Origin of the sequence: Enterococcus sp. DIV0213h (genome assembly GCF_051711285.1) — a bacterium.
GTDB lineage: Bacteria > Bacillota > Bacilli > Lactobacillales > Enterococcaceae > Enterococcus_D > Enterococcus_D casseliflavus.
The window spans coordinates 1,056,724-1,080,843 of sequence record NZ_JBIOMH010000001.1 but is presented as its reverse complement, the minus strand read 5'-3'; the positions used below and the strand labels follow the sequence as shown (position 1 = coordinate 1,080,843).

Here is a 24,120-nt window from a genome sequence, read left to right as displayed (position 1 = left end):
AAACTCCTTTAAATTTCCGGATCGCGGTTGCAATCTTTGGAATAAATATAGGTCAATGGTTCGTCACGGCCAACACCATAGGCCGCTTGCTGTACATAGGCACTCATGAAAATGTAGTCGCCTTTTTCCACTGGGAACCACTCATTATCTAAGTTATACATCCCTTTACCTGACAGTAAGTACGCCCCATGTTCTTGGTAATGGGTCTCAATGTAGCCATGACTTGCCCCTGGTTCAAAGGAAAGGATATGGATATTCATGTCAAAGCCCAGCTCTTTTGGCAGGAAATCCCAAAGTAGGACGTCTGCCATCCCTTCGTATTGGATCGGTGTCAACTCTGAAAGATTCCCCACTACTTTGTAGGCTTGGTGATTTTCAAGTGGTTGGTAACGTTTCTTATACAAGAACACTTCTGTCGCTTCTTCTTGGAGATTTTTCATATACAGTTTTTCTCCAGCAGGCAGATAGATATAGCCTCCGTCCGTCAATGTATGGGTTTCTTTGCCATCACTTACTTCCAGTTTGCCCGAGATGACATACAAGAAACTCTCGATCTCTGGACCGCCGAAGCCCAATTGGTTGGCGCCATCTTTTTTGAATGAAATGATGTAATCGACAAAAGACGCCCCTAATTTTGGTGTGCCGAGTATCGAACATTCACAGTTTTCGAAGCCTGGAATGACATTATTCACTAGCCCATCATGCGGCAAGATCGCAAAATTATTTTTTCTAATGACTGCTCGTGATTGCAGCAATCCATCTAAATAGCCCGTATTATTATTTTTATATCCCATGTGTGTCCCTGCTTTCTATTCTTTGTATGCTAGCTCATAAAGGGAAGCTGCTAAAACTTCAACCCCAGCTACTAAATCTTCGATAGTTGTTGCTTCGGCTGGGTTGTGGCTAATCCCATCAATACTTGGTACAAACAGCATCGCAGTTGGAAAATGTGGTGCAATGATTTGGGAATCATGCCCCGCCCCACTATGCATGACTTTGTAACGTTTGCCGGTTTGCTTCACCGCTTGTTCCACCGTGGCAACGATCGTCTCGTCCATCGGCACAGGGCGTTCATCCATCCATAGATCCATCTCCACTGTCAGGTCGTGCTCTTTGGCGATCGCTTGAATGATCTGTTCTGCTTCAGCAGTAAAGGCATCCAATAGCTGCCCATCGGTATGGCGACAATCCATCGTAAACAACACTTCACCAGGAACCACGTTGACCGTATTCGGTTTTGGCTCAACTTTACCGAATGTCACTACTAATGGATCCCCAAGCTCTAAGCCACGGTCGATCACTGCGGCACACATTTTGGCAAAACCATACACAGCATCTTGGCGATAGCCCATCGGTGTGGTTCCTGCATGATTGGCTTGTCCTTTTAAAACAAAGGTGTAGCGCTTTTGACCAGCGATACTATTGACGACACCGATCTGCAAATTTTCTTTTTCTAAAACACTGCCTTGTTCGATATGGATTTCCACGAAGGCTTTGATGTCTGATCGAACCGGTTCTTGTGGGTCGCGAAAATCAAAGCCTTGGCGTTGCATCTCTGCCACGAAGCGATTGCCTTCAAAATCTGCGATCGCTTCAACATCGGCTTTTTTGGCCTCTCCGACAAAGTTTTTACTTCCCCAAAAAACGGTTGGAAAACGACTGCCTTCTTCTTCTGCCATTGAGATGACTTCCAAGGAGCGTAAAGGTTGCCCATAGGTCTCTTTTAAATACTTGATCGCTAAAGCAGCAGCAACGACCCCGTATTGACCGTCTAATGTGCCACCGTTAACGACGGTATCGATATGTGACCCTGAAAGAATCGTTTCTTCTGGATACTGGCTGCCTTCCATTCTGCCGAAGAGATTGCCGACTGCATCATAGGACGTCGTTAAGCCAGTTTCTTTTAATTGTTTTTCTACAAATGATTGCGCTTCTTTCCATGAATCGGTATAAAGCAGTCTAGTCATTCCTCCAGTTGGATCACTCCCAATCTGAGATAGTGCATCGATCATTGCCGCTACTTCTTTTTTCAACTCCATTGTTCTGCCTCCTTTGATTTATACGGTTATTGTAAGCGTGTTACTGAAGGACATCATTGTTCACTTTCGACAAAACCGTTTCTATTTTTAGTCATAACGCTGTTTTTTAAACCGCTTCCTTCTCCTATACTCTTCCTTATACTATCGAAGAAGAGAAAGGAAGAAAACAATGGTTTATCCTAAAAATGCCTTTGCGCAAACAGAAAAAATCCAATTTGACACCTACGGCACTTTGCCGTTAGAAGTGACGATCCTAAAAGCAGCGCAGCCTCGGATCAGCCTTTTGTATTTTCATGGTGGTGGCTTCCTCTATGGTCAGCGAGAAGACCTTCCGCAGGATTATGTCCACCAATTGCTGGCTGCCGGTGTTAGCCTTTACCTGTTCGATTATCCACTGGCTCCCGAAGTAGCGCTACACGATATCTACCTTCATGCAAAAAAGGCAGTGGCGTGGTTTTTGGACGAAGGCTGGCAGTTCAGCGGCGTTGGTACAAATGAGTACGTTTTGTTCGGTCGCTCCGCCGGCGGTTTTTTAGCAACCTTACTGACCGCACGCACAAAGCACTCGGAGCAAAAGGGCTTGATCCGATTTTACGGTTACCAAGAGTTGTTTTGTAAAGAATTTTTGCAACCGGCACGCTTTTACACACAATTTCCGAAAGTCCCACCATTCGTCGCTGAAGCCATGATCGAAAGCCAACCCATCACCCACGGCACGTTAGAAAAACGATTCCCTTTGTACCTTTCCGCCCGTCAATATGGCAACTGGCAGCGTTATTTAGGGAATCGGGAACAGCTAGCAGCCTTGGCGATTCCTGCTGCCGCTTACCAAGACTTTCCTCCTTGCTTTGTCGTTCATTGCAAAAAAGATCCAGATGTTCCCTTCAGCGCATCCGATGCTTTCGCTGCACAAGTCCCCCATGCCAAAACACTTTGGCTCGACTTAGATCAGCATGACTTTGATCGGACACCAAATGCGATCGCTGATGAGTGCTATCGAGAGATGATTAGATGGCTGACTAACCAATTCTGAAACTCTCAGCTCTTGATAGATGATGATTTTGAAGCGATCGGTACGCTGTGATCTTGCGTACAGCAAAAAAGTGACCATTAGAGAACCAACTCTAATGATCACTTTTTTTGATTTGATTACTAGTATATGGGCACAACGATTTCTTCAAAAATCTAACGCTTTGCCTCGCAATTTTACTGAAGTCTTCAGAATAAAACAGCAACTGATCAGCAGATCGTTGTTAAGGGAAACTTGCAGAAGTATCTTTCATTTCTTCGAATTTCGTACCTTTAACAAGATTACATCAACGAACGATAAAGCTCAATAATTTCTTCTAAAGTCGTATCCCGCGGGTTGCCTGGTGTGCAGACATCGTTCAAGGCATCTTTGGCGATGGCTGGGATATCTTCTTCTTTGACGCCTAATTCAGAAATGGTCGCTGGAATGCCCACATCTTTGCTTAACTGATCGATTGCTTGGCAAGCAGCATCGCGGACGTCTTCAAGTGACATCGTTTCTGCCCCTTCAATGCCTAAAACGATCGCGATCTCACGGTATTTTTCACCCGTAAAGTCTTTGTTGTATTTCATGATGGTTGGCAACAAGGACGCGCACGCTACTCCGTGAGGAATGTTGTACCAAGCGGACAATGGATGGGCCATGCCGTGGACTAAGCCCAAGCCGACGTTTGAAAAGCCCATACCGGCAATGTATTGTCCTAACGCCATCGCTTCTCGTCCTGCTTGATCGCCATTCACGGAATCTCTCAATGAGCGGCCGATGATCTCAATTGCTTTGATGTGCAGCATATCAGTCATTTCCCAAGCGCCTTTGGTGATGAAGCCTTCGATGGCGTGGGTCATGGCATCCATTCCCGTTGCGGCTGCCAAGCTCTTAGGCATCCCCATCATCATATCGCTGTCCACAAAGGCTACCAGAGGAATATCGTGAGGATCTACACAAACAAATTTCCGATGATTTTCTTCATCTGTAATCACATAGTTGATCGTTACTTCGGCTGCAGTCCCAGAAGTTGTCGGTACCGCTAAAATCGGCAAACATGGATGTTTCGTGTCTGCCACGCCTTCCAAACTAATCACATCTGAAAATTCAGGATTCGTAGCAATGATCGCGATCGCTTTTGCCGTATCGATCGGTGAACCACCGCCAATCGCAATGATACAATCGGCTTGTGTTTCTTTGACAAACGCTAAGCCGTCTTTGACATTTTGGATCGTTGGGTTCGGCACGATCCCATCATATAACGCATAATCGACACCTGCTTCATCCAATAATTTCGTCACTTTGGTTGCAACTTCAAATTTCACCAAATCTTTGTCGGTGATCACTGCCGCTTTTTTAAACCCTCGTGCCTTGAATTCTGTCGGTACGTTCTCGATCGCTCCTTTTCCAAAATACGATGTTTCATTCAAAATCATTCTATTTGCCATTCTTCCTACCTCCATTTGTTTGTTTATTCACAATATATTTTAAATAGAAAAGACTGAAAGCCTTTTCTATTCTTCTACCATTGATTATACCTCAAGATAGCCTGCTCGGGGAGTGACTTTGAAAGCGTCAGCCAATTTTTTCAGATTTTCATCTGTAATGGTTTGTAAAATTGGGCCTTGCGCTTTGACATAGGTGTACACTTCCGCAGCTTTCTCTGCCGTTTCAATCAAGCCAAAGACTTCGTCCATATCTTTGCCAGCACCGTAGATCCCATGTTGCGGCCAAAGAACCAAACGGGTCTCTTTCATTTTAGCAGCCGTTGCTTCGCCGATCTCATTCGTTCCTGGGACCATCCAAGGAATGATGGAGACGCCTTCTGGGAAGACCACCAAGCACTCCGTACACATTTGCCACAAGGTCCGCGTGAAACTGCGTTCATCCAACTCATGGGTAAAACTCATGGCTAAAAGATGCGATGCGTGATTATGCATGATGATTCGGTTTTCTGGATCGACCGACAAGCGAGCGATATGACTCATGAAATGACTTGGCAGTTCACTCGTTGGCACCGCACCATTTTCCAAGCCCCAAAGCAATTCCAATGTTTGCCCATCTTCTTTGACTCGGATCACACCAAGGTTTTCCGCTGGATGTGCCGCTACATTTTTAAAGTATTTTCCTGAACCTGTCACGATAAAGTACTTGCCAGCTAGTGCCGTGGCATCAAAAATCATGGGAATTTCCCGCAAGACGCTTTGCGGATCGATGAAAGGCAAGATCTCTTCTTCTGTTAATAAGTAAGAAATATTGCCGCCGTTGCGCTCATCCCACCCTAAACGGTAAAGATTTGCTGTCGTTTCCATCATTTCTTGTACAAAATTCGCTTGTAAAATATCAATCTTTTTCATCGTTCTCCTACTTTCTGGCTTTTAAGACGGTTTCTTCATAGGCTTTCACTTCTGATAGCCATTCCAGACCTGCTGGTACCCCTTGGCTTTCACAGAAGTAATTCCAAACATCTGCATACGGATAGTCTTTTAATTCTTCCGTCATGGCTAAACGAGTGGTGAAATCACCTGACAATTCGATTGCTTTTAGTTCTTCGATCGGTTCTAGCATCGCTTTTAGCAACGCTTTTTGAGTATTGCGCGTCCCGATCACCCACGCAGCGACCCGATTGATCGTCGCATCAAAGAAATCTAACCCAATGTTGGTTTTTGGCAATAAGTCATTGCGAACCAATTCGCGGCCAATCTCTTGCAATTCATCGTCCATGATCACGACATGATCACTATCCCAGCGTACAGGACGGCTGACATGCAGCAAAATGCCTTTGCTGAATAGTGCCAATGAAGACAATTTATTGGAGATCACTTCGGTTGGATGGAAATGTCCAGCATCCAAACAAATCAATTTATCGCGCGTCAAGCCATAGCCCATATAAAATTCATGAGAGCCGACGGTGTAGGCTTCGGCACCAAGACCAAACAACTTGCTTTCCACGGCATCTACCGTGTATTCCGCTGGCAATTCTTCAGCAAAAATCTCATCTAATGCTGTCATCAAGCGTTCCCGTGGTGTAAAACGATCGATCGGGTTGTCTTTGTAGCCATCTGGCACCCAGAAATTATTGACACAGACTTGCCCAGTTTCTTTCCCCATATAAGCAGCGATTTGACGAGAACGTTTGCCGTGTTCGATCCAGAACTGACGAACTTCTTCATCTGGTGAAGCAAGGGTAAAGCCATCTTTGAACATGGGATGTGAGAAAAAGGTTGGATTGAAGTCTAAACCTAAGCCTTGTTCTTTCGCCCAAGCGACCCATTTTTCAAAATGCTTCGGCTCCAATTCATTTAGATCCACTGCTTCCTCGGTGTCTAAATAGATGGCGTGAAGGTTCAATTTGTGTTTTCCAGGAATCAAAGAGTAGGCTTTTTCTAAATCTTGGCGCAACTCCTCTGGGGTATGGGCAGCACCAGGATAATTCCCCGTTACAGAGATCCCACCAGATAATGCTTCATCACTCAAAAATCCTTGGACATCGTCCCCTTGCCAAACATGCATCGAGATTTTCACATCGGCTAATTTTTTCAAAACCGCATCCGTGTCGACGCCTAATTTGGCATATGCTGTCTTAGCTTCTTCATAACGCTGTTGAATCGTTGTCATTTTTTTCCTACTCCTTCTATAAAACGTTGATAGTTGCTTAAAATCTTGTGATCAAAAGGCTGTGGTTCATGAACACTGCAAGGAAATGAGTGTTTGACCGCGCGGCGTGCTTCAGCCAGCGACGTGAAGATGCCAGCACTCATCATCTGCATTAAAAGATTACCGATCGCCGTTGCTTCACTTGGGCCAGCTTCGATCGTCAGCTGCGCAGCATCAGCCGTCAGTTGATTTAAAAAGCGATTGTTGGAACCGCCCCCCACGATATGCAGTTTTTGCAGCTTGCTCGTCGTACCTGTCAGCTGTTCCAGCTTTTGCAATTCACTGGCATAGCAAAGCGCTAAGTTATCATACACACAGCGAGCCAGTTCCCCTGCGGTTTCTGGAACTTTCTGCTGGGTTTCTCGACAATACGCTTGCAGTTCAGTAATCATGTTTTCTGGATTCAAAAAACGAGGATCATTGACATCGACAAACTGTTGAAAAGCAGGCGTTGCTTGCGCTAATTCCGCCAATTCTGCATAGGAATACTGATAGTCTTGCTGCCGTGCCACTTCTTGGATCAGCCACATGCCCATAATATTTTTTAAAAAGCGAATCGTGTTGTGGGCACCCCATTCGTTCGTATAATTTTCATCGAAGGCGGCAAGGGAAACATTGGGTACTTTGGTTTCGATCCCCAGCAATGACCAAGTCCCGCTGCTGATGTAGCCCCAATCTGAACCCTCTCCAGGTGTACCGATGATCGCTGATGCCGTATCATGACTAGCGACAGTGACAAAGGTCGCTTGTGGCAAATCATAGGCTGGAAACTTCTGTGTTTGCAGTGCGCCTAAAACCGTCCCAGCATCAACCAAAGGTGGGAATAGGCCTTCTGTTACGCCGACCTCAGCTAACAATTCTGCATCCCATGTTTGGGTGTTGGCATTTAGAAGCTGCATCGTCGAGGCATTGGTTTTTTCCGTGACCATCTTGCCAGTAAAAACGTAGCCCAAGTAGTCTGGAATCAATAGCAATTTGTCGGCTTTTTGCAGCAGTTGCGCTTCTTCTGTGGCTAATTGAAAAATCGTGTTGAAGGGCTGCAGCTGAATGCCTGTTTTCTCATACAGTTTTTGCAAAGAATAGCGCTGACCAAAAGCTGCGATCGCATCATTGGTGCGACTATCTCGATAAGCGACTGGGTCGCCTAAACGTTCGCCTGCTTGATCGATCAAACAGTAATCCACTGCCCAGGTGTCGATTCCGACGAAGCAGTCATTGATACCTGCTTGTTTCACTTTTTGCAGTCCTACTAAAATCTCTTGGATCAAATAATCGATCGCCCAACGGTCAAAGCCTTCATGAGGACGAAAGCCGTTTTTAAAGCGATGGATCTCTTCTAAAGTGATCTGCTCATTTTCCCAACGGCTCAGCATCAGACGACCGCTTGATGCACCGATATCGATTGCGATAAATGTGTTCACTGGTCTCCACCTTTCATTATCTTGTTTAAAAATAAATCGATTACAATTCACTGATTCATTCTTGTTGACTCAATTTTAGCTTGACAATCAACGAGTTTCATCACACAATTTTGATAAAGACTTGCACAATCTTGGTAAAAAGGAGGATCCGATGGATTACTGGGAAAAAGCCAACCACTCATGGTCAACCGATTCACTGCGTTACATCAATACTTCAACCCAAAAGCAGCGTGAACTTTTCTATTACATTCAAGAAATCGGCTATTTCAAAGCCAGCAAACCTTACTTTACAGAACGAGAGAACCTGCCTTCTTATTTGATCAAATATACATTGTCCGGCTGCGGTGAATTGCGCTACAAAGGAAAAAGCTATCAATTGAAAGCAGGTGATGTGTTTTTTATCGACTGTCTAGACTATCAGTATTACCGCACCGTTAGTCAAGAGCCCTGGGAAATGGACTGGATCCATCTATATGGCGCCAACGTCGCAGCGTTTTATGAGGAATTCCTCAAAAATGGCAGTCCAGTTTTTCACACCAATCCTGCCAGCAGTCGTCAAAATCCGATCCATTTGGTCTTACAAGATTTATTGATGTTACAGCCAGAACCAAATGCGAAAACTGCCTTCCAAAGCTCTGTTTTGATCCATCAGCTGCTCAATGAACTGCTCCTGCAAAAATATCATCTCGACTTTTCGGATAGTGAAATTCCGCCTTATATTTTGCAGATTCGTGACCAGCTAGAAGAAGATTTCCGTCAAGGGATCACCTTGGAATCTTTGGAGGAAAGGTATCATATCAATAAGTATCAAATCGTCAAGGAGTTTTCCAAATATATGGGCTTGCCCCCCATCGAGTACCAGATCAGCAAACGCATCTCTTATTCGAAAGACCTTTTGCGCTATTCTCGGCTTTCCATCAAAGAGATCTCATTGGCGATCGGCATCGAAAACACCGCCTATTTCAGCCGTTTATTCAAGAAAAAAGTCGGCATTTCACCTAGTGATTATCGACAGACGGAGAATGGACGGTAGGACTGGTTCTTATTAAAAAAGCACTTACTACCATGTGTAGAATATAAGACCTCAAAAGTCTAACTTTTTAGGGTCTCTACAGAAATGGTTGTAAGTGCTTTTTATTCGCATTGGTCGCTCGACTATACCTTTGTTAATGTGTTTCAATAATGATCGCCAGATCCTCCGACTGATTCAATTTAGGGTTTCTTAAGGAACGATATCCGTCAGTTACAACGACGGTAAACGCCTTTTTTTGCTGGATCGTAAAGGTAAGTAACTTTATAAGTAGACGATCTTTTAGATTCCCATTCACTATCAGCCGTACATTCGCTTCGGAGACGATTTATTGTACCTGCTTAATACTTTGAAATACATTGACGGAAAGCTCTTTGAATGTGACAAAATGGATCACTTTTTTGGGATGACTGCCCAATAAAAGATCGGCATCCGTTAGTACCTCCTTGCTTGTCGCTTGTCTGTATAAGAGATAATCCATTATTCTTTTCATCGTATCCTCCCTTTTCATTTCTCTCTGCTTGCTTTTTCAACCGATCGAATCCTCTAGGTGGCAAACTGGCTCTGATAGATCTCGCTATATAGTCCTTCTTGCTGAAGTAATTCTTGATGGCTACCTTTTTCAACGATCGTTCCTTTATCCATTACAAGAATCAAATCAGCATTTTTAATGGTGGACAAGCGATGAGCGATCACAAAGCTGGTGCGTCCACCCATTAAATTATCCATTGCTTTTTGGATTTCGACTTCTGTTTTCGTATCTACACTGGAGGTTGCTTCATCCAATAGTAAGATATGGGGATTCGCTAGAAACGCTCTAGCAATACACAGCAGTTGTTTTTGCCCCTGAGAAAGATTTGCTGTTTCATCACTAATCACTGATTCATACCCCTTCGGCAATGTGCGAATAAAATAATCTGCATGGGCCATTTTTGCGGCTTCAACGATTTCAGCCTTCGTTGCCTTATGACGGCCATAAGCAATATTGCTACTGATGGTGTCATTACTTAACCATGAATCCTGCAAGACCATTCCAAAAAGCGAGCGTAAGTGGTGCCGTTTGAATTTCCTGATATCTAATCCATCAATCGTGATCGAACCATCATTCAATTCATAAAAACGCATCAGTAGATTGATGAGTGTTGTTTTCCCAGCGCCTGTTGGTCCGACGATCGCTACTTTTTGGCCTGCTTTGACCTGAAAATTGACCCCATCCATCAGTAAATCTTTGCCATAGCCAAAGCGGACATTTTCAAAGCGAATGTTTCCTTTCGGCAATTCTGTCAAATTAACACCAGCAGAATCGTCCAATTCCTCTATTTCGTCTAAAACGTCAAACACTCGCTCTGCCGAAGCGATCGCTGCTTGAAATGAATTTGCGACATAGCTGGCTTCTGCTAATGGTTCCGAAGCTTGGTTGACATATTGGAAAAATGCCTGAATATCACCAATCGAAAGTCTCCCTTCAATCGCTAATTTCGCACCTAATGCAGCAATAATGACATATCCTGCTTGATTGGCTAAACGAATCAATGGCGTAATGACATACATGCCAAATTGTGCCTTTTTATCATCTTGATACAACTGCTGATTCGCTGCTTGCGTACGCTCATTGACTTCTTCTTCAAGGGTAAATACCTTGATTTCTGTTTGAGCCGAAAAGTATTCTTCGATACGAGAGTTGAAGACTCCTAACGAGCGTTGACGATTGGCAAAATACTTACCGATTTTCACACTAACGAGCGCGGTAAGTAGAATGCCCGCAAGGATCGTAGCCAATGAAACCAAAGTCATCGTGTAGTTGATGCGCCACATTAAGAATAACGCACCGATAATCGTTAACACTGAGGTAAACAAACGCATGATCCCAGACTGCAACACCTCGTTGACTCGTTCCAAGTCATTTGACACACGACTCAAAATCTCTCCTTTTTGACGATCATCATAAAATCTCAGAGGAACGTTCGTTAGTTTTTCGCTCAATTCTTTCCGCAAGGCGAGCACGAGTTTCTGAGAAACAGTTGCCATCAAGTATTCTTGCATATACATCATTCCCGCACTGAGACTATACAAAGTCAAAAGGACCAGCATGACTCTTCCGAGTTCCTGAAAATCGATTGCAGCTGGACCAGCTCCCATGAGCATTGGCATAACTCCTTCGACGATCAAGTCGATTCCTTCACTAAAAATCAGTGGTGCTCTAAGCGTCAAAACGACACCCATGATGGCAGACAGAAAAGCTGCCAGCAGACGTCCTTTTTGCTGCATCAAATAGTTGACTAAACGGGTTAGTGTTTCTTTGCTGTTTCGAGCTTTATCTAATGAAAATTCAGCGTCGATAGTTCCAACTGACTGCTCATTATTTTCTTGATTCAAACGAGTTCCTCCTCACTCAATTGTGATCTTGCAATATCTAGATAATGTGGGCAGGAACGTAACAGCTCGTGGTGCGTTCCTTTCCCTACGACGTTACCTTCGTCTAAAACAATAATCTGATCTGCATCCTTGATCGTACTGATTCGCTGCGCTGCATAAATAACGATTGCCTCTTTCGTTTCTTCTTTTAACGCTTTACGCAAAGCGGCATCTGTTTTAAAGTCCAGTGCGGAAAAACTATCGTCAAAAACATAGACTTGAGGCTTTTTCATCAGCATTTTGGCAATAGCCAAACGCTGTTTTTGCCCACCAGAGAAGTTTGTCCCACCTTGGGCGACAGGAGCATCTAATCCATTTGGCAATGATTCGATGAAGGCAGACGCTTGGGCGATCGTTACTGCATGGTTCATCTCCTCCTCGGTTGCATTCTTGTTTCCATGGCGAAGATTATCCGCGATCGTGCCACTAAATAGGAATGCTTTTTGAGGAACAAAACCGATCTTTTGGCGCAGCTGCGTTTGCGGCAGCTCTGCCAGCGATCGACCATTCAATAAAATTTCGCCCCCTTGGACATCAAACAATCTGGGAATCAATTTTGCAATCGTACTTTTCCCGGACCCTGTTCCACCGATAATTGCTGTTGTGGTTCCCGCTTCACAGCTAAAACTCACATTATGCAGCACAGGGTTTTCCGCATCGCTGTAACAAAAGCTCACCTGTTTGAATTCTAATTTCGTTGGCTTTGTTTCACTAAGTTTTTCTGCACCATCTACGATTTCTGGACGATGATCCAACACTTCCCGGATTCGTTTCGCACACGTGATTGCTCGCGGCATCATGACAAAAGAAAACAGTGCCATGACTGAATAAAAAAGAATATTCATCGCATATTCCATCACTGCTGTAATGTCACCTATCTGCATCTCCCCAGTTGTGATCCGATCAGCCCCAAACCAAACGATCGCCACAGTTGCTATATTCAAAATCAATAAAATCAGCGGCATCATCAGAGCAAACCAGCGATTGATCCGAATGTTCAACTCTGCAAATGCATGGAATGACTCATCCATTTGCCGCTGCTCTAATTTTGTTCGGTTGAAAGCACGAATCACCCGAATCCCGGAAAGAAATTGACCCACTCGCTCATTGATTCGATCCAATCCCGTTTGAACTTTTTCAAAAATAGGCAGTACTTTCTTGATCAGCAAAACAGCGATCGTTACGAAGATAACCATCGTGATAAAGATAATCAACGCCATTTGCGGCTCTCTTAAATAGGCCAGAACCATCCCGATAATGACGACAAACGGCATCGGCAGTAACATCTCAAAAAACATACTCAGCATTGTTTGGACTTGTTCTACATCATTCGTTGCTCTCGTGATCAGCGAAGAGGTTTTGAACTGTTTGAAATCTTGCACAGACAACTGCTGGGTTTGCTCAAACAGTTGACTGCGCAGATTACGTGAGAACTTTGTCGAAACTTCCGCTGCTAAATACGTCGAGAAAATCGCTGCTGCTCCCGTTCCGCCAGCGACCAAAAGCATCATTCTCCCGGTTTGATAGACCTGATCTAAGTTTGCCTGTAACACCCCGTCATTTAAAATGGTGGCAGTCAAGGTTGGCAAATACAAAGTTCCCAGCACTTGCAAGCTGATAAATACGAGCAAAAGCAACAGCTTGTTTTTGTTTATTTTGGCTCGTACAAATAAATTCCACATAAATCTACACTCCTTTAATCATAGTTCCCTTTGTCAGTTCAAATAAAACTGAGAAAAACTCTTTTCATCAAATAATCGAAGCTTTTTCTTTTTTAACGACCGAACAAAAGGTATACTCTAGTTATAAAGTATCCCTTAAAGGGAAGGTCAAGGAGAAATTTATGGAGACCAAACATTTGATCACCATCGGTCAATTAGCAAAAATCAGCGATGTCCATGTGAAAGCTTTGCGGTATTATGAGCGAATCGGTCTTTTGCCACCCACTTACGTCAATCCTGAAAATGGGTATCGCTACTTCAGCCATACCCATGTCTATCTAATTGAAGTCATTCGACTATGGACAGATCTTCAGCTTCCATTAAAAACACTGAAAGAATTCGTTTCTACAGACGGCGTCCAAGTCGAACTAACAAATTTGATCGATTTTGCCACGAAAGCGGCAATAGAGAAAATAGCGGAAATGAAAGAAAAAGTTACCTTATTAACCGAAATAAAAACGGAGATCCAACGTTCGGAAGAAATCAAAAAGCGTGAAGTTGTCCACACATTGGAAATTCCTGAAGCTCATTTTTGGCTGGTTCCTTATGAAGGAAAAATTGGTGATATTGCTTACCATAAAAAAATGGCAGCGGCTTATGATACCATCGTTTCACATCAGCTAACGCCTACCTATGAGTGTGGCTTGATCAGCTTTGTGGATCAGAATAAGTTCGAGACCTATCTCTTTATCGAATTAGCAAAATCAAGTGTGCTTGAAGAAATGGAACAAATCCTTCATTTACCAGCAGCGACCTATGTCACCCTAACAACAAAGGAACAAAACATTCAAAAAGCAAGTACCGTCTTTTCAGACCTTTTGCGTACATCAAAACCTCGCGTCCTGTTCCAAACGGAACTTTTTTCAGAAGTCGTTAATGCTGATGCCTTCAGTTATGAGATTTATTGTTCGCTATAAGAAACGTTTTGTATATCAGCCGTTCCTTTTATTGATGTGCATTCCGTATAAATCAACCTTCAGACACCACAAAAGCCGATCCTCTCTAGAGTAGGATCGGCTTTTATAGAACTGATTGAGTTATTATGTGTGTGTTCGATAGATACGTTACCCAATTTTCATGAAATGACTAGAACTAGATTTAAGTTGAAAGTGCTGCACTGTCTTCAGTCATTCTGATCTTCTCAAATGCTGACGCATTCGTTACCACAACTGGCGTAATGGTCGCATATCCCTCTGCTTGGATAGCTGCGAGATCGGCTTTTATCAGCGGTTGTCCCTTTTTGATTGTTTGATTTGCTTCAACAAGGGGCGTAAAGTGCCTTCCCTCTAGCTCTACGGTGTCAACACCGATATGGATCAAAAGTTCGACGCCTTGATCACTGGTCAAGCCGATCGCATGCTTTGTCGGAAATAAAGCAGTGACCACGCCATCAAAAGGGGCATAAAAGGTATTTGATTCCGGTTTGACAGCTTTACCTTGCCCCATCAAGCCTTCTGAAAAAACTTTGTCAGGAACCTCAGTTAAGGGAACGACTTCTCCTTGAACGACTTCTTGAAAATTGATTTTTGTATTCACTGCTTCTTTTGATTTAACTGTTTTACTTTTTTCAGGTTCTACAATCCCCCAAAAATAAGTGATTAGAAATGCCGTAACAAGCCCTACTACCTGCGAAGCGATCCCACCATAAAATCCACCATCGATTCCTGCTGGATTGATGATCAAAGGAATACCCAATAATCCCGAACCACCAAAAGAATACTGCACTGTCTGCATAAATCCTGCAATAACACCACCTAAACTTCCACCGATAACAGCAGCGATCAGAGGACGCTTATAAGGAAGTAATACTCCGTACAATGCTGGTTCGCTGACACCAATCAGGGTTGTCAGACCTGTTGAATATGCGAGTGCTTTCGTTTTATCATTTTTCGTTCGTAGACCAACCGCCACGACAGCTCCAGCCATTGCCATTTGGTTCGCTAGGAGCAGACCCATCACAGGATCGAATCCTTGCATCGCCATGTTGTTAAGAAAAATCGGAATGAATGCCCAATGCAATCCGAACATGACCATCAAGATCCATGGTCCCCCAATCACCAGCCCACCCAAAACCGGACTGAATTGATAAACATTATTTACAAGCGTTGCCAGTAGACTGGATAAGTTGGATATAATTGGACCAACCACCAGCAAGGCAAGGGGGACAGAAACTAGCAACACGATAAGAGGCTGTACCATGAATCGCAAATCCTTCAACGGCCATTTCTGAACGAAACCATTGATTTTGGCTGCCACCCAGACAGCAATGATTGCAGGAAAAACGGAAGAAGTATAGTCCATCATATTCACGGGAATCGACAAAAAGGTCAAACTACCTTCTGTCGCATACGGGAGCAAAGTAGGATAGATCAACGATGCCCCGATCAACATTCCGACATAGCTGTTTAATTTAAAATAATTTGCCGCCGAAGCACCTAATAAGATTGGCATGAAATAAAAGAAAGCATTAGACAATGCGTACAAAACGATATAGGTTCCCGATGTTTCTGACAAAATACCTGCTACTGATAAAATCGTCAAGATTCCTTTGATCGTTCCTGACGCAGCCATCGCGCCTAATGCTGGCGTGAAAATCCCTGAAATTGTGGTCGTAAATTGATCAAAAAGAGACTTTTTTGTTTTTTCACGAGTATTGTCCTCTTTTAGTTCGCCAACTTGTTGCATGACCGTATCATAGACATCATTCACGCGATTTCCTAAGACGATCTGGTACTGTCCGCCCTGTTCAACGACTGAAATCACTCCGTCAAGACTAGTAATCGTCTCCTTATTTGGGATATCGGTATCATGCAATACAAAACGCAGACGTGTGACGCAATGGGTCACCGATTCGATATTGGCTTTTCCACCAATTTCCTTCAAAATATCTGCTGCCAACTGCTGGTTGTTCATTTTTGCTCCTCCTCAATAAAAAGTTTGATTTCGCCAGTGATTCCCAAAGGTTCGAACAGGACAAACTGCGAAAGATAATCCCTCATACTGCGACCTAAATTATTGATTACTTCAATCTGGATCGAATTGTTCGTTTCTTGAAGCAGGTCCGTCAACTCAAATGTATACGGTGTACTGATTCTTGTCCCTACACAATGACCGTTCACTGAAACAGTCACAACTTCTGAAGCATCTTCAATACTTAATAAAACCTCTCCTCCTGCTTTAGGGAAGTCCACGGTATAAGTGATTTTCCCGCTAAACCGACTGAAATCATCACCGACACCCAGTAAAGGCAGTGACGAATATTGTTTTTGACAGGCAACTGCTGCTTGCTCTTTCCCGATTCCTTCGAAAGTGACTTGCCATGGCTGATCGTTTAGATGAACTTCTTTCATTGGTTTGCTTCTTTCAATACGCAATGGTTGTTCCGAGGTAGCTTCAAAAAGAATCAGACTCTCTGCTGGTGCTAAATGAATCTCATAGCTGCCATTTTTATATGACACAGGTTTCAGTTTATTTTCTACTGGATCGTATTGAGCTAATGGCTTCTCAGCAGGAAAAACAGCCTGAAACTGCATCGATTCACTGTCATTTTCATTGAAAAGCATGAACACCTCATCTGTTTGCTGCTGATAATGATAGTACCGCAAATACGGCAGAGCTTTTGACGTTTCTAAACGATCCCGTACCTTCAAGCCAGTATTATCAGTAAGTGCTCTGAGCGTCGTTACTTCTGTCAGACGAGCGAGAAGCCGCAGCTCATGGGTAAGCAAAGTTTGTTCAAGGGATTCTTTCACCATCTCCTCAATAAAAATAATTTGAATACCAGATTCTGAGAGAGCTGTCAGCTTTTTGATCAATGAATCAGGCATTCGCTCAGCATATGGAATGACTAGTGTTTGAAAGACATGCTCATTGATGACAAACGTTTGATTCGTATATTGCGCATCAAGCATCATCTCAACCGAAACGATTTCAAATTCGTATTGATGTTCCATCAGTTCACGAGCAACTTTTTGAATCGGCATATAAGCGCCTGCCCACTCCGCTTCAGCATGGTACAGCACAGCAATGTCCGCTTGATGTTTCCCGTCACTAAATAGATAACTCAAACGATTCATATACGCCATCAGCTGTTTGAAGCCCTCAAATTGTGGATTATGGCCTTGCGCATAAAAATGCGGCGGACAATCGGCATCAGGAAAGTCATTCATTGAAAAGGCATGAGGGACAAAATGATTGACCCCTCGCACCAGCATGTGATCGGTTAGCCATTTCATCAGTTTGGTTCCTTCTGACCAACCATATGCGCCGAATACTTCGCACATCGTTCGACCTTGTTTCACATGGTCTAAGTTTCCTAAAGACGCCCCCATTTTCCCTAATGCGTAATGGAAAAATTCGCCATCCCAGCCAGTAGATGTCATGGCTTCAAAGTATCCGTCATTTTGTTGCGGCATCAATTGATGCAAAACGACATCGATTCCTGCCATCGATTGACCTTTCATCGATTGAAAGAAGTGACCTGCCCCATAGCCTAAACGTGCATGGGCATTGTTATCCTCAATTACATGTCCGATATAGTCGACTTTATGTTCACGACACCAACGTCCGATCCGCTGAGAAAAATGTTGACTATATAGCTCAGAAACCAACGACATATAATTGTAACGAATCTTCGCCGCCTGTTTTGATTCACCACGATAGAGAGCCGGCAACAGCCCTCGCAGCTCAGTTTCAGATATTGCTAGCTGGTTTGCTAACAAAGTCAACAAATCATACCGCCATGGCAATGGCATATCTACTTTTCCAAGGACTGCATCAGGACCCTTGATATTCCCAAACCGCGGTTCATCTGAGAAAAATCCTTGAATCGTTGTGCCAAATTTCTCTCCAAAGTGTCGATAATGACTTTGATAAACTGTTTCCAGCAAAATATCTGTTGCTTCTGGTACCAAAGGATTCAAGTACCCTTGTGTCGAAGCTTCCCCTCCTTCTTGTGTCGTGTAAAAGACAAAGATACTCCACTCTCCTTCAGGAATAGACCAATACAATGTCTCATCAATAATTGAGTCTGTAAGGTCGATCCACTCCTCCTCACTGATTTGCTTAAATCCAGTTTTCTTGACCGCAACGGCGCTGATGATTTCAGCTGAAAAAAATGACTTGCCACTCTCCTTAACCGTTTCCCCTTCTGAATTCAAAATATTCGGTCGTTCTGCATTAAAACACCAATCCAACATAATTCCAGCATTCTTTTTGGGACCTACAAAATCAAATTGTCGGAAATTCAAAAATTCTTTCTGCAAGTGACGATGATTCTTTTCAATTTCCCCTGCGGCATAGCCTGTTGGAAAGTGTTTATCATCCAAAATCCAAAGTGTCATCTGTCTTTTTTCACACTCTTCAATGATGATCGCCAACTCATCCCACCATTGTGCTTTCAAAAATTCTTCATGGGGACGTGATTCGATACAGACAGATCGGATGCCTGCTTCATAAATTTTACTGATGTAAGTTTGAATCGTTTCCTTATCTTCTCCATGCATCCATAAAAACGGAAAAATATGATTATCATATTTTTCGTTCAATAAATTCGTTATCTTTTTCATACAAATTCCTCTTTCTTTCTCATTCAACTTCATTTAAAATCATAATAAATACGCTTACAAATGTATCATAAGCAATTCTTTAGCTTGAAACAATGTCATACGCTTTGTAGATAATTATCATATTTTTAGATTTACGAAAGGAGGAGATCGTAATGACAACCGAAGAAATGGAAGCAAAACTTTTTCAGTTATCTGAACGAGAATGCCATCACAGAGACCATCCAAACCACCTTTCTGACTATTATCAACAGCTGGAAAAAGTGACGATCAATGGCCGACAAGTTTACTTATTCGATAATCTGATGGAAGAACAAGAAAACTTTACTCTGGTAAAGCAAAGCCGCTTCAGTCCAGTTCCTTATCATAACCACAGTTTTATCGAGTTAAATTATATCTACTCAGGAACATGCACCCAATTGATCGATGATCAGAAAGTTACGCTGACAAAAGGACAAATTTGTCTGATTGATACCGGAATTCCCCATTCGATTGAAATGACCGGTGAAGAAGATGTTTTGATCAATCTTTTGATCAAGCGGGATTATTTCGCTCAATTGATTAGTCGGGAACAGTTTAATGAAGGGGTCGTGCTTGATTTTGTTCTGACTGCATTGTCAGACAAGCACGCGCATGACCAATATATTGTCTTTAAGAACAATAAAGATGATCGGATCCATGCTGTGATTCAAGAAATGCTGAAAGAAACTTATGAAAAAGCCATTGGTAGTAAACGAATCATCAGCAATCTGATCGCCATTCTTTTCACTTTTCTCGTGCGCGAGTTCGACTATCAGACCAACAAGCAAGAAGCGGCAAAAAAACAGCATATTCTAGCAATCTTGACCTATATCGAAGAGAATTTTCAAACCGTTACCTTACCAAAACTCGCCACCCTTTTTAACTATTCCCCTTCCTATCTAAGTGCATTGATCAAACGAGAAACTAGTAAAAATTTGACCGAATTGATTATCGAAAAGAAATTGAATCTCGCCCACAATTTAATTGCTTCCTCCACCAAACCAATCACTCAATGCGCGGCTGAAGCAGGATTCACCAATATCACTTTTTTCTATAAAAAATACAAAATTTATTATGGGCATACACCGAAAAAGAAGAAATGATCCTATTTCGCCACTTGCTTAGAAAAAAGAAGCCGAGAAATGTTCCTTCTCGGCTTCTTTTTATTCGTCATTTTCTAACGCCCCAACACCTCCGCCACCGAATAAACGCCTGGGGCAAAGGTCTTGCCTGTTAGCTTCTTCGTCATGGCATTAAAGGTATAGTGCTCTTCTAAGACGACGACTTCATCGTATTGCTTTAATAGCGTGCGAAATTCAGCATCGGATAAGAGGAAATTCTCTCGGCCATCGACATTAGGTGAAAACAAGTAATATTTTCCGACATAGCCAACTAAGTAGCTATCTACTGCTTCTTTGTTAGTACTGACCACCAAATATTTTTTCTCGTTTAGGTCAAAGTGATCGCCAGTAACGGCTGAAACTTGTGCTGGAATCGAAGCAGCATATTCACGATTGGTATAACGCATGCCATTATTCTCTGAAAGGATCAGCAATGTCGCAAAAAATAGCAGAATCAAGGTACTGTATTGATAGATTTTTTTCGTGGTCAAGCTGGCAAAACTACGGTAGTTTCGCCGATCGATCGCTTGTTCATGATACAAATGATCAATGCCTCGGACCATGAAAAAGGTCATTAATCCAAGTGCTAAAATCACGATACTTGAGGCATAGCGATCGAACCCTGCCAAAGACAATGCTTCATCAGTGGGCATCGAGAACAAGAACATGGCATAGATTCCTAAATAATACCCCCCAATGATACCATCGATCAACAGCAGTTCTTTGAAAAATGGATTGCGTTTTTTCATGATAAATCGGACAAATAGCCAACTGCCCAACAGGATGACCTGGATCAAGAGAATCCCTTGCGTGGAGATCGTCGCAACATCCGTGATCGTTTTGACAAAAACATCCGTTATCTGCTGCAGTATCTGAGAATTCTTTTCACCAAAAATCTGTTTATAAGCGGTCACGCTGACTTCATGCTTCGATTTAGGAAAATTCGCTTTGACATGCAGGTTCCAAAGAATCGCTGGCAGGACAGATAGCCCAATGGCAGCTAATCCTACAATCATCATGCCCAGCCGTTGCCGCCAACGAACTGATGCCTGCCACAAGCAGACTAGTAAATAGCCGCCTAAAATCAGCAGAAAAAAGACGGCGCTATTTTTGACCAAATCAAGAGAGGCGCCAATCAAAAGAAAGAAACCGATCGACGGTAGTACGTTGCCTTTTAAAGCGAATAAGCCAGCGATGCCAGCTAAAGTCAACACTGGCAGGATAAAGTCCACTAACAAATTATTCATTCGAATCGCAATATTAAAATAATTGAAAACCGCCATACTGGTGAAGATCAGGGCAAAAGCCAGCTTTCTTTTCGGATCACGAATAATCGCAAAGAAACTATACAGACTACAGAAAATCAAAATCAATTGACCAATCAGCAAGACATTCTCATGATAGCCAACAATGATCGCTGTATAAGTAACAAACAGCGAGCTGCCTAAAGGATAGGAAGTAAAACTGATGATGGCATCGGCTGCCGTTGGCAATTGTCCCTGCGTATAAAGGAATTTAACGATTGTCGCCCAATGGGAGAAGTTGTCATAGTGGGTCAAATGACTGTGAAGCAAGGTTAAAACGAACAAAGCAAAATAGCCGTAAAACCACAACAGGATGGGCTCTTGCAAGCCCCAACGTACCTGATAGCGCTCCTGCCAAAAACGCCAAACGCATAATAGTAAGCCAAGACCAAATAAAACCCATGCCCCCCAGATCAACCATCCTTTTGGACCATATGCGACAAAGGAAAGAACGAGGATCGGCAAACAGCAAGCAGCGATCCAGCTGATGTGTTTGGGAAAATGGCAAACTCGTACAAAAAGATAGGCATAGCCAGCTAATGATAAACCAAAAAGACTAAATCGCAGCAGGGTCTCGATCATCATCTTCCTCCTTTCTCAGCAAGCTGTCTACCCATTCTTGAAAGGCTGCTGTAAAACGCAGCTCGGAAAGATTGCTTACTTGATAAATCACTTGATTTTCTGTTGGTTGAAGCGTTGCTTTTTCAGCGTGAAGCACAAGATTATTGATCGGCAAGGTTAGATGGGCCGGCATCTCGACCTCTTCTGTTTTTGCCAACGTGAGCTGGTCAAAACCAAATGTTGTGACCGCATAGGTTCCTTCATCAAAGTTCCATTTTTGATCAATGGTCAGGACAGGCACTCGTTGAGGCGGCAATGGCTTTTGTTTGGCTTGCAGCAGATGCTTACCGAGATTTTCAAAAAGACTGTCAAAGAAGGTCATCCACGGGTCACGCAGAACTGGCAGGCTTTGATTGAAGCCATCATAAATGATCTGCAAATAAGCTAAGTAGTCTTTTTCTGATAATTGGTGTAAAGCAACCCCATAGACCCAGCGATCCTTGCCTGAAAAAACGCGGACGACGTTTCCCGTCATCTCTGCTTGGTAGCCATTACGGGTGATTTTAAACGTCAGCTGCGCATCTGGCGGAAAATAAAGAGGAACGTCAGAAACAAAGGACAAGCCGTTTTCTGAGATATTTTCTGTCATCAAAGAATAGCTGGCGTCTTGGTCGGAAACTTCAACAGGATAATGGGCTCTGAACCGTTCCGTCGTTCGGTAAATCGGGCGACCGAGATAAAATAAGACCGCAAAGGTTAAGTTAAAGAAATGGGTCAGCAGCCAGAAGGTCAACACGCTGCCATAGAAAATCTCTGAACCGAATTTGCCGTAATTAAACTTCACTAAGCCGATAATCGTCAAAATCAACAGCAACAAATGCGGCACCACAAACAACAAGTCTTTTTTAGACTGAGTTGCTGCTTTATTGGTCACTTTGAAACGAGTCTCTTTGATGCCAATGGCTTGTAAAAAGACAGGAATCACTAGGTAAGGTGCAAAAATCGTTTCCTGGATCTCGCCCCAGCGCTGCGTTCGAATATCACTGCTCAAATCCTGCATCGCCAAATGCAAGAACGTATAGCTTGGCAGCCAAAACAGCAGCAAGACCCAAAAGTTGGTCTCTACGACCCTTACATTAAAGACGGTGTACAAAATCGGCGCGAAAATAAACAGCAACCGACGTAAAAACGACCACCAATACAAATAACTGTTTAAGAAAACCATTTTTTGCGCCAAAGACAACGTCTTGTTCTTAAAAAGATGGAGATTGTGGACACTTTGGACCACTCCTCTTCCCCAGCGAATCCGCTGCTTTAAAGCACTTGGGATATCAATGGGAGACAGACCGCTGGCCATGGGCTGCAGTGTTGATAAACTGCGATAACCTTGGCAATTGATCAAGGCGCCTAATTCAAAATCCTCCGTGATCGTGTCCGTCGGAAATCCGCCAGCGGCTTCGATCGCTTCTCGTGCGATCACCGTATTGGATCCTGTATAAATAGCTGTATCATGGGCGTTGTTCAAAACATTGACTTCTCTGGAAAAGAAGTCCTGCTCGTTAGGGATCGCCGCTTCTGAAAAAAGATTGTACTGAAAAAGATCCGCATTGTAAAAGCTTTGCGGTGTTTGGACAAAGCCCAACGGTTTGACGGTCTGATCTTTACGGCGTTCCTGCTGATTTGCCACAAAATATGGTACTGTTTCCAGCAAAAAATCTGAGTAAGGGATCATATCTGCATCAAAGGTCGCCACTAGCGGCGAATTGGTTTTTGACAATGCATGATTGAGATTGCCTGACTTGGCATGCTGATTGCCTGTCAATCCGATATAGCCGATGCCAAATTTATCTGCCAGTGCTTTGACCTCTGGACGGTTGGTGTCATCTGACAAGTAGATGTGAACTTTTTTGGGATCGGGGTATTTCATATGAACTGCCGCATTGACTGTTTTTAATAAAAGCGGCACTTCTTCATTATGGGTAGCAATCAACACATCGATCGCTGGATAGTCGGCTTCTGGCACGATCGGTTTTTCAAAAGGCTTTGCTTTGTTTTTGTTCCAAATCAACAGCAAGCCCGTAAAGTTCGATACGATCTCACTGCCCCAAAGCAGCAAACCAAACAGCAGGGCAAACCAAGACTCGTGCCACGGCAATGTATACAGCCCCCGCCATGATAAATAGATCAGCGAAAAGACAAACGCCAGAAAGTAAACGACTTTTTTCGCCCAAGGCAAACGTTTTTGTTCCAT

General features: G+C 43.3%; 17 protein-coding genes. 4 read left to right on the top strand and 13 right to left on the bottom strand.

Going from position 1 to position 24,120, the window contains the following annotated elements; all coding sequences use genetic code 11:
* Positions 1–8: 8 nt before the first annotated feature.
* Together allE and allC are read right to left on the bottom strand one after the other, a co-directional pair.
* Positions 9–794 carry a (S)-ureidoglycine aminohydrolase gene (gene allE / locus IGI77_RS04955; protein ID WP_005225360.1) on the bottom strand — a complete coding sequence of 262 codons (786 nt, stop codon included), beginning with the start codon at positions 792–794 and terminating at the stop codon, positions 9–11.
* Between the two features lie 15 nt (positions 795–809).
* Complete coding sequence (gene allC / locus IGI77_RS04950; protein ID WP_005225359.1) at positions 810–2,039, bottom strand: allantoate deiminase; 1,230 nt, start codon at positions 2,037–2,039, stop codon at positions 810–812.
* Between the two features lie 169 nt (positions 2,040–2,208).
* Between allC and IGI77_RS04945 the strand changes: the two genes are divergently transcribed.
* On the top strand, positions 2,209–3,072 hold the full coding sequence (locus IGI77_RS04945) for an alpha/beta hydrolase (protein WP_438769609.1): 864 nt from the start codon (positions 2,209–2,211) through the stop codon (positions 3,070–3,072).
* A 278-nt stretch (positions 3,073–3,350) separates the two neighbouring features.
* Here the strand turns inward: IGI77_RS04945 and fucO are convergent, their stop codons facing one another.
* The 4 genes from fucO to rhaB form a co-directional block, all read right to left on the bottom strand.
* Complete coding sequence (gene fucO / locus IGI77_RS04940; RefSeq protein ID WP_438769608.1) at positions 3,351–4,502, bottom strand: lactaldehyde reductase; 1,152 nt, start codon at positions 4,500–4,502, stop codon at positions 3,351–3,353.
* An 84-nt stretch (positions 4,503–4,586) separates the two neighbouring features.
* Positions 4,587–5,411, bottom strand: a complete 825-nt coding sequence (gene rhaD, locus IGI77_RS04935) for a rhamnulose-1-phosphate aldolase (protein WP_005234418.1) — start codon at positions 5,409–5,411, stop codon at positions 4,587–4,589.
* A 7-nt stretch (positions 5,412–5,418) separates the two neighbouring features.
* Positions 5,419–6,672 carry an L-rhamnose isomerase gene (rhaA, locus tag IGI77_RS04930; protein WP_015509180.1) on the bottom strand — a complete coding sequence of 418 codons (1,254 nt, stop codon included), beginning with the start codon at positions 6,670–6,672 and terminating at the stop codon, positions 5,419–5,421.
* Positions 6,669–8,084 carry a rhamnulokinase gene (gene rhaB / locus IGI77_RS04925; RefSeq protein WP_438770506.1) on the bottom strand — a complete coding sequence of 472 codons (1,416 nt, stop codon included), beginning with the start codon at positions 8,082–8,084 and terminating at the stop codon, positions 6,669–6,671. The genes rhaA and rhaB overlap by 4 nt, the downstream gene beginning before the upstream one ends.
* 199 nt (positions 8,085–8,283) lie before the next feature.
* Here rhaB and IGI77_RS04920 point away from each other — a divergent pair, with 199 nt between their 5' ends.
* Entirely contained in the window at positions 8,284–9,165 is an 882-nt protein-coding gene (locus IGI77_RS04920) for an AraC family transcriptional regulator (protein ID WP_005225353.1), read from the top strand.
* 325 nt (positions 9,166–9,490) lie between these two features.
* Here IGI77_RS04920 and IGI77_RS04915 read toward each other — a convergent pair whose 3' ends face one another.
* Genes IGI77_RS04915 through IGI77_RS04905 form a run of 3 tightly spaced genes read right to left on the bottom strand, consistent with a single transcriptional unit; the run spans position 9,491 to position 13,259 of the window.
* Positions 9,491–9,655 (bottom strand): hypothetical protein, encoded by a 165-nt coding sequence (locus IGI77_RS04915; protein WP_438769607.1) that lies wholly within the window; start codon positions 9,653–9,655, stop codon positions 9,491–9,493.
* Between the two features lie 53 nt (positions 9,656–9,708).
* The gene (locus IGI77_RS04910; RefSeq protein WP_438769606.1) at positions 9,709–11,538 is read right to left on the bottom strand and encodes an ABC transporter ATP-binding protein; all 1,830 of its coding nucleotides are present in this window, start codon (positions 11,536–11,538) and stop codon (positions 9,709–9,711) included.
* Complete coding sequence (locus IGI77_RS04905; RefSeq protein WP_413156484.1) at positions 11,535–13,259, bottom strand: ABC transporter ATP-binding protein; 1,725 nt, start codon at positions 13,257–13,259, stop codon at positions 11,535–11,537. Before IGI77_RS04905 ends, IGI77_RS04910 begins: the two co-directional genes overlap by 4 nt.
* Positions 13,260–13,420: 161 nt before the next feature.
* Here IGI77_RS04905 and IGI77_RS04900 point away from each other — a divergent pair, with 161 nt between their 5' ends.
* The gene (locus tag IGI77_RS04900) at positions 13,421–14,215 is read left to right on the top strand and encodes a MerR family transcriptional regulator (protein ID WP_128431764.1); all 795 of its coding nucleotides are present in this window, start codon (positions 13,421–13,423) and stop codon (positions 14,213–14,215) included.
* 181 nt (positions 14,216–14,396) lie between these two features.
* Here the strand turns inward: IGI77_RS04900 and IGI77_RS04895 are convergent, their stop codons facing one another.
* Positions 14,397–16,211 carry a beta-glucoside-specific PTS transporter subunit IIABC gene (locus IGI77_RS04895; protein WP_438769605.1) on the bottom strand — a complete coding sequence of 605 codons (1,815 nt, stop codon included), beginning with the start codon at positions 16,209–16,211 and terminating at the stop codon, positions 14,397–14,399.
* Positions 16,208–18,865, bottom strand: coding sequence for a glycosyl hydrolase (locus IGI77_RS04890; RefSeq protein WP_438769604.1), 2,658 nt, complete (start codon positions 18,863–18,865; stop codon positions 16,208–16,210). Before IGI77_RS04890 ends, IGI77_RS04895 begins: the two co-directional genes overlap by 4 nt.
* A 152-nt stretch (positions 18,866–19,017) precedes the next feature.
* On the opposite strand from IGI77_RS04890, the gene IGI77_RS04885 reads away from it, so the two are divergent.
* Positions 19,018–19,986: an AraC family transcriptional regulator gene (locus IGI77_RS04885; RefSeq protein WP_438769603.1), complete on the top strand. Its 969-nt coding sequence runs from the start codon at positions 19,018–19,020 to the stop codon at positions 19,984–19,986.
* Positions 19,987–20,060: 74 nt separating this feature from the next.
* Here IGI77_RS04885 and IGI77_RS04880 read toward each other — a convergent pair whose 3' ends face one another.
* Entirely contained in the window at positions 20,061–21,890 is a 1,830-nt protein-coding gene (locus IGI77_RS04880) for a lantibiotic ABC transporter permease (RefSeq protein ID WP_438769602.1), read from the bottom strand.
* The gene (locus IGI77_RS04875) at positions 21,865–24,120 is read right to left on the bottom strand and encodes a glycosyltransferase family 2 protein (protein ID WP_438769601.1); all 2,256 of its coding nucleotides are present in this window, start codon (positions 24,118–24,120) and stop codon (positions 21,865–21,867) included. Before IGI77_RS04875 ends, IGI77_RS04880 begins: the two co-directional genes overlap by 26 nt.

What these genes read in the sequence shown, in the direction of transcription:
- allE (WP_005225360.1), bottom strand. Translation starts at nt 794, where the DNA reads ATGGGATATAAAAATAATAATACGGGCTATTTAGATGGATTGCTGCAA.
- allC (WP_005225359.1), bottom strand. Translation starts at nt 2,039, where the DNA reads ATGGAGTTGAAAAAAGAAGTAGCGGCAATGATCGATGCACTATCTCAG.
- IGI77_RS04945 (WP_438769609.1), top strand. Translation starts at nt 2,209, where the DNA reads ATGGTTTATCCTAAAAATGCCTTTGCGCAAACAGAAAAAATCCAATTT.
- fucO (WP_438769608.1), bottom strand. Translation starts at nt 4,502, where the DNA reads ATGGCAAATAGAATGATTTTGAATGAAACATCGTATTTTGGAAAAGGA.
- rhaD (WP_005234418.1), bottom strand. Translation starts at nt 5,411, where the DNA reads ATGAAAAAGATTGATATTTTACAAGCGAATTTTGTACAAGAAATGATG.
- rhaA (WP_015509180.1), bottom strand. Translation starts at nt 6,672, where the DNA reads ATGACAACGATTCAACAGCGTTATGAAGAAGCTAAGACAGCATATGCC.
- rhaB (WP_438770506.1), bottom strand. Translation starts at nt 8,084, where the DNA reads ATGCTGAGCCGTTGGGAAAATGAGCAGATCACTTTAGAAGAGATCCAT.
- IGI77_RS04920 (WP_005225353.1), top strand. Translation starts at nt 8,284, where the DNA reads ATGGATTACTGGGAAAAAGCCAACCACTCATGGTCAACCGATTCACTG.
- IGI77_RS04915 (WP_438769607.1), bottom strand. Translation starts at nt 9,655, where the DNA reads ATGAAAAGAATAATGGATTATCTCTTATACAGACAAGCGACAAGCAAG.
- IGI77_RS04905 (WP_413156484.1), bottom strand. Translation starts at nt 13,259, where the DNA reads ATGTGGAATTTATTTGTACGAGCCAAAATAAACAAAAACAAGCTGTTG.
- IGI77_RS04900 (WP_128431764.1), top strand. Translation starts at nt 13,421, where the DNA reads ATGGAGACCAAACATTTGATCACCATCGGTCAATTAGCAAAAATCAGC.
- IGI77_RS04895 (WP_438769605.1), bottom strand. Translation starts at nt 16,211, where the DNA reads ATGAACAACCAGCAGTTGGCAGCAGATATTTTGAAGGAAATTGGTGGA.
- IGI77_RS04890 (WP_438769604.1), bottom strand. Translation starts at nt 18,865, where the DNA reads ATGAAAAAGATAACGAATTTATTGAACGAAAAATATGATAATCATATT.
- IGI77_RS04885 (WP_438769603.1), top strand. Translation starts at nt 19,018, where the DNA reads ATGACAACCGAAGAAATGGAAGCAAAACTTTTTCAGTTATCTGAACGA.
- IGI77_RS04880 (WP_438769602.1), bottom strand. Translation starts at nt 21,890, where the DNA reads ATGATCGAGACCCTGCTGCGATTTAGTCTTTTTGGTTTATCATTAGCT.
- IGI77_RS04875 (WP_438769601.1), bottom strand. Translation starts at nt 24,120, where the DNA reads ATGGAACAAAAACGTTTGCCTTGGGCGAAAAAAGTCGTTTACTTTCTG.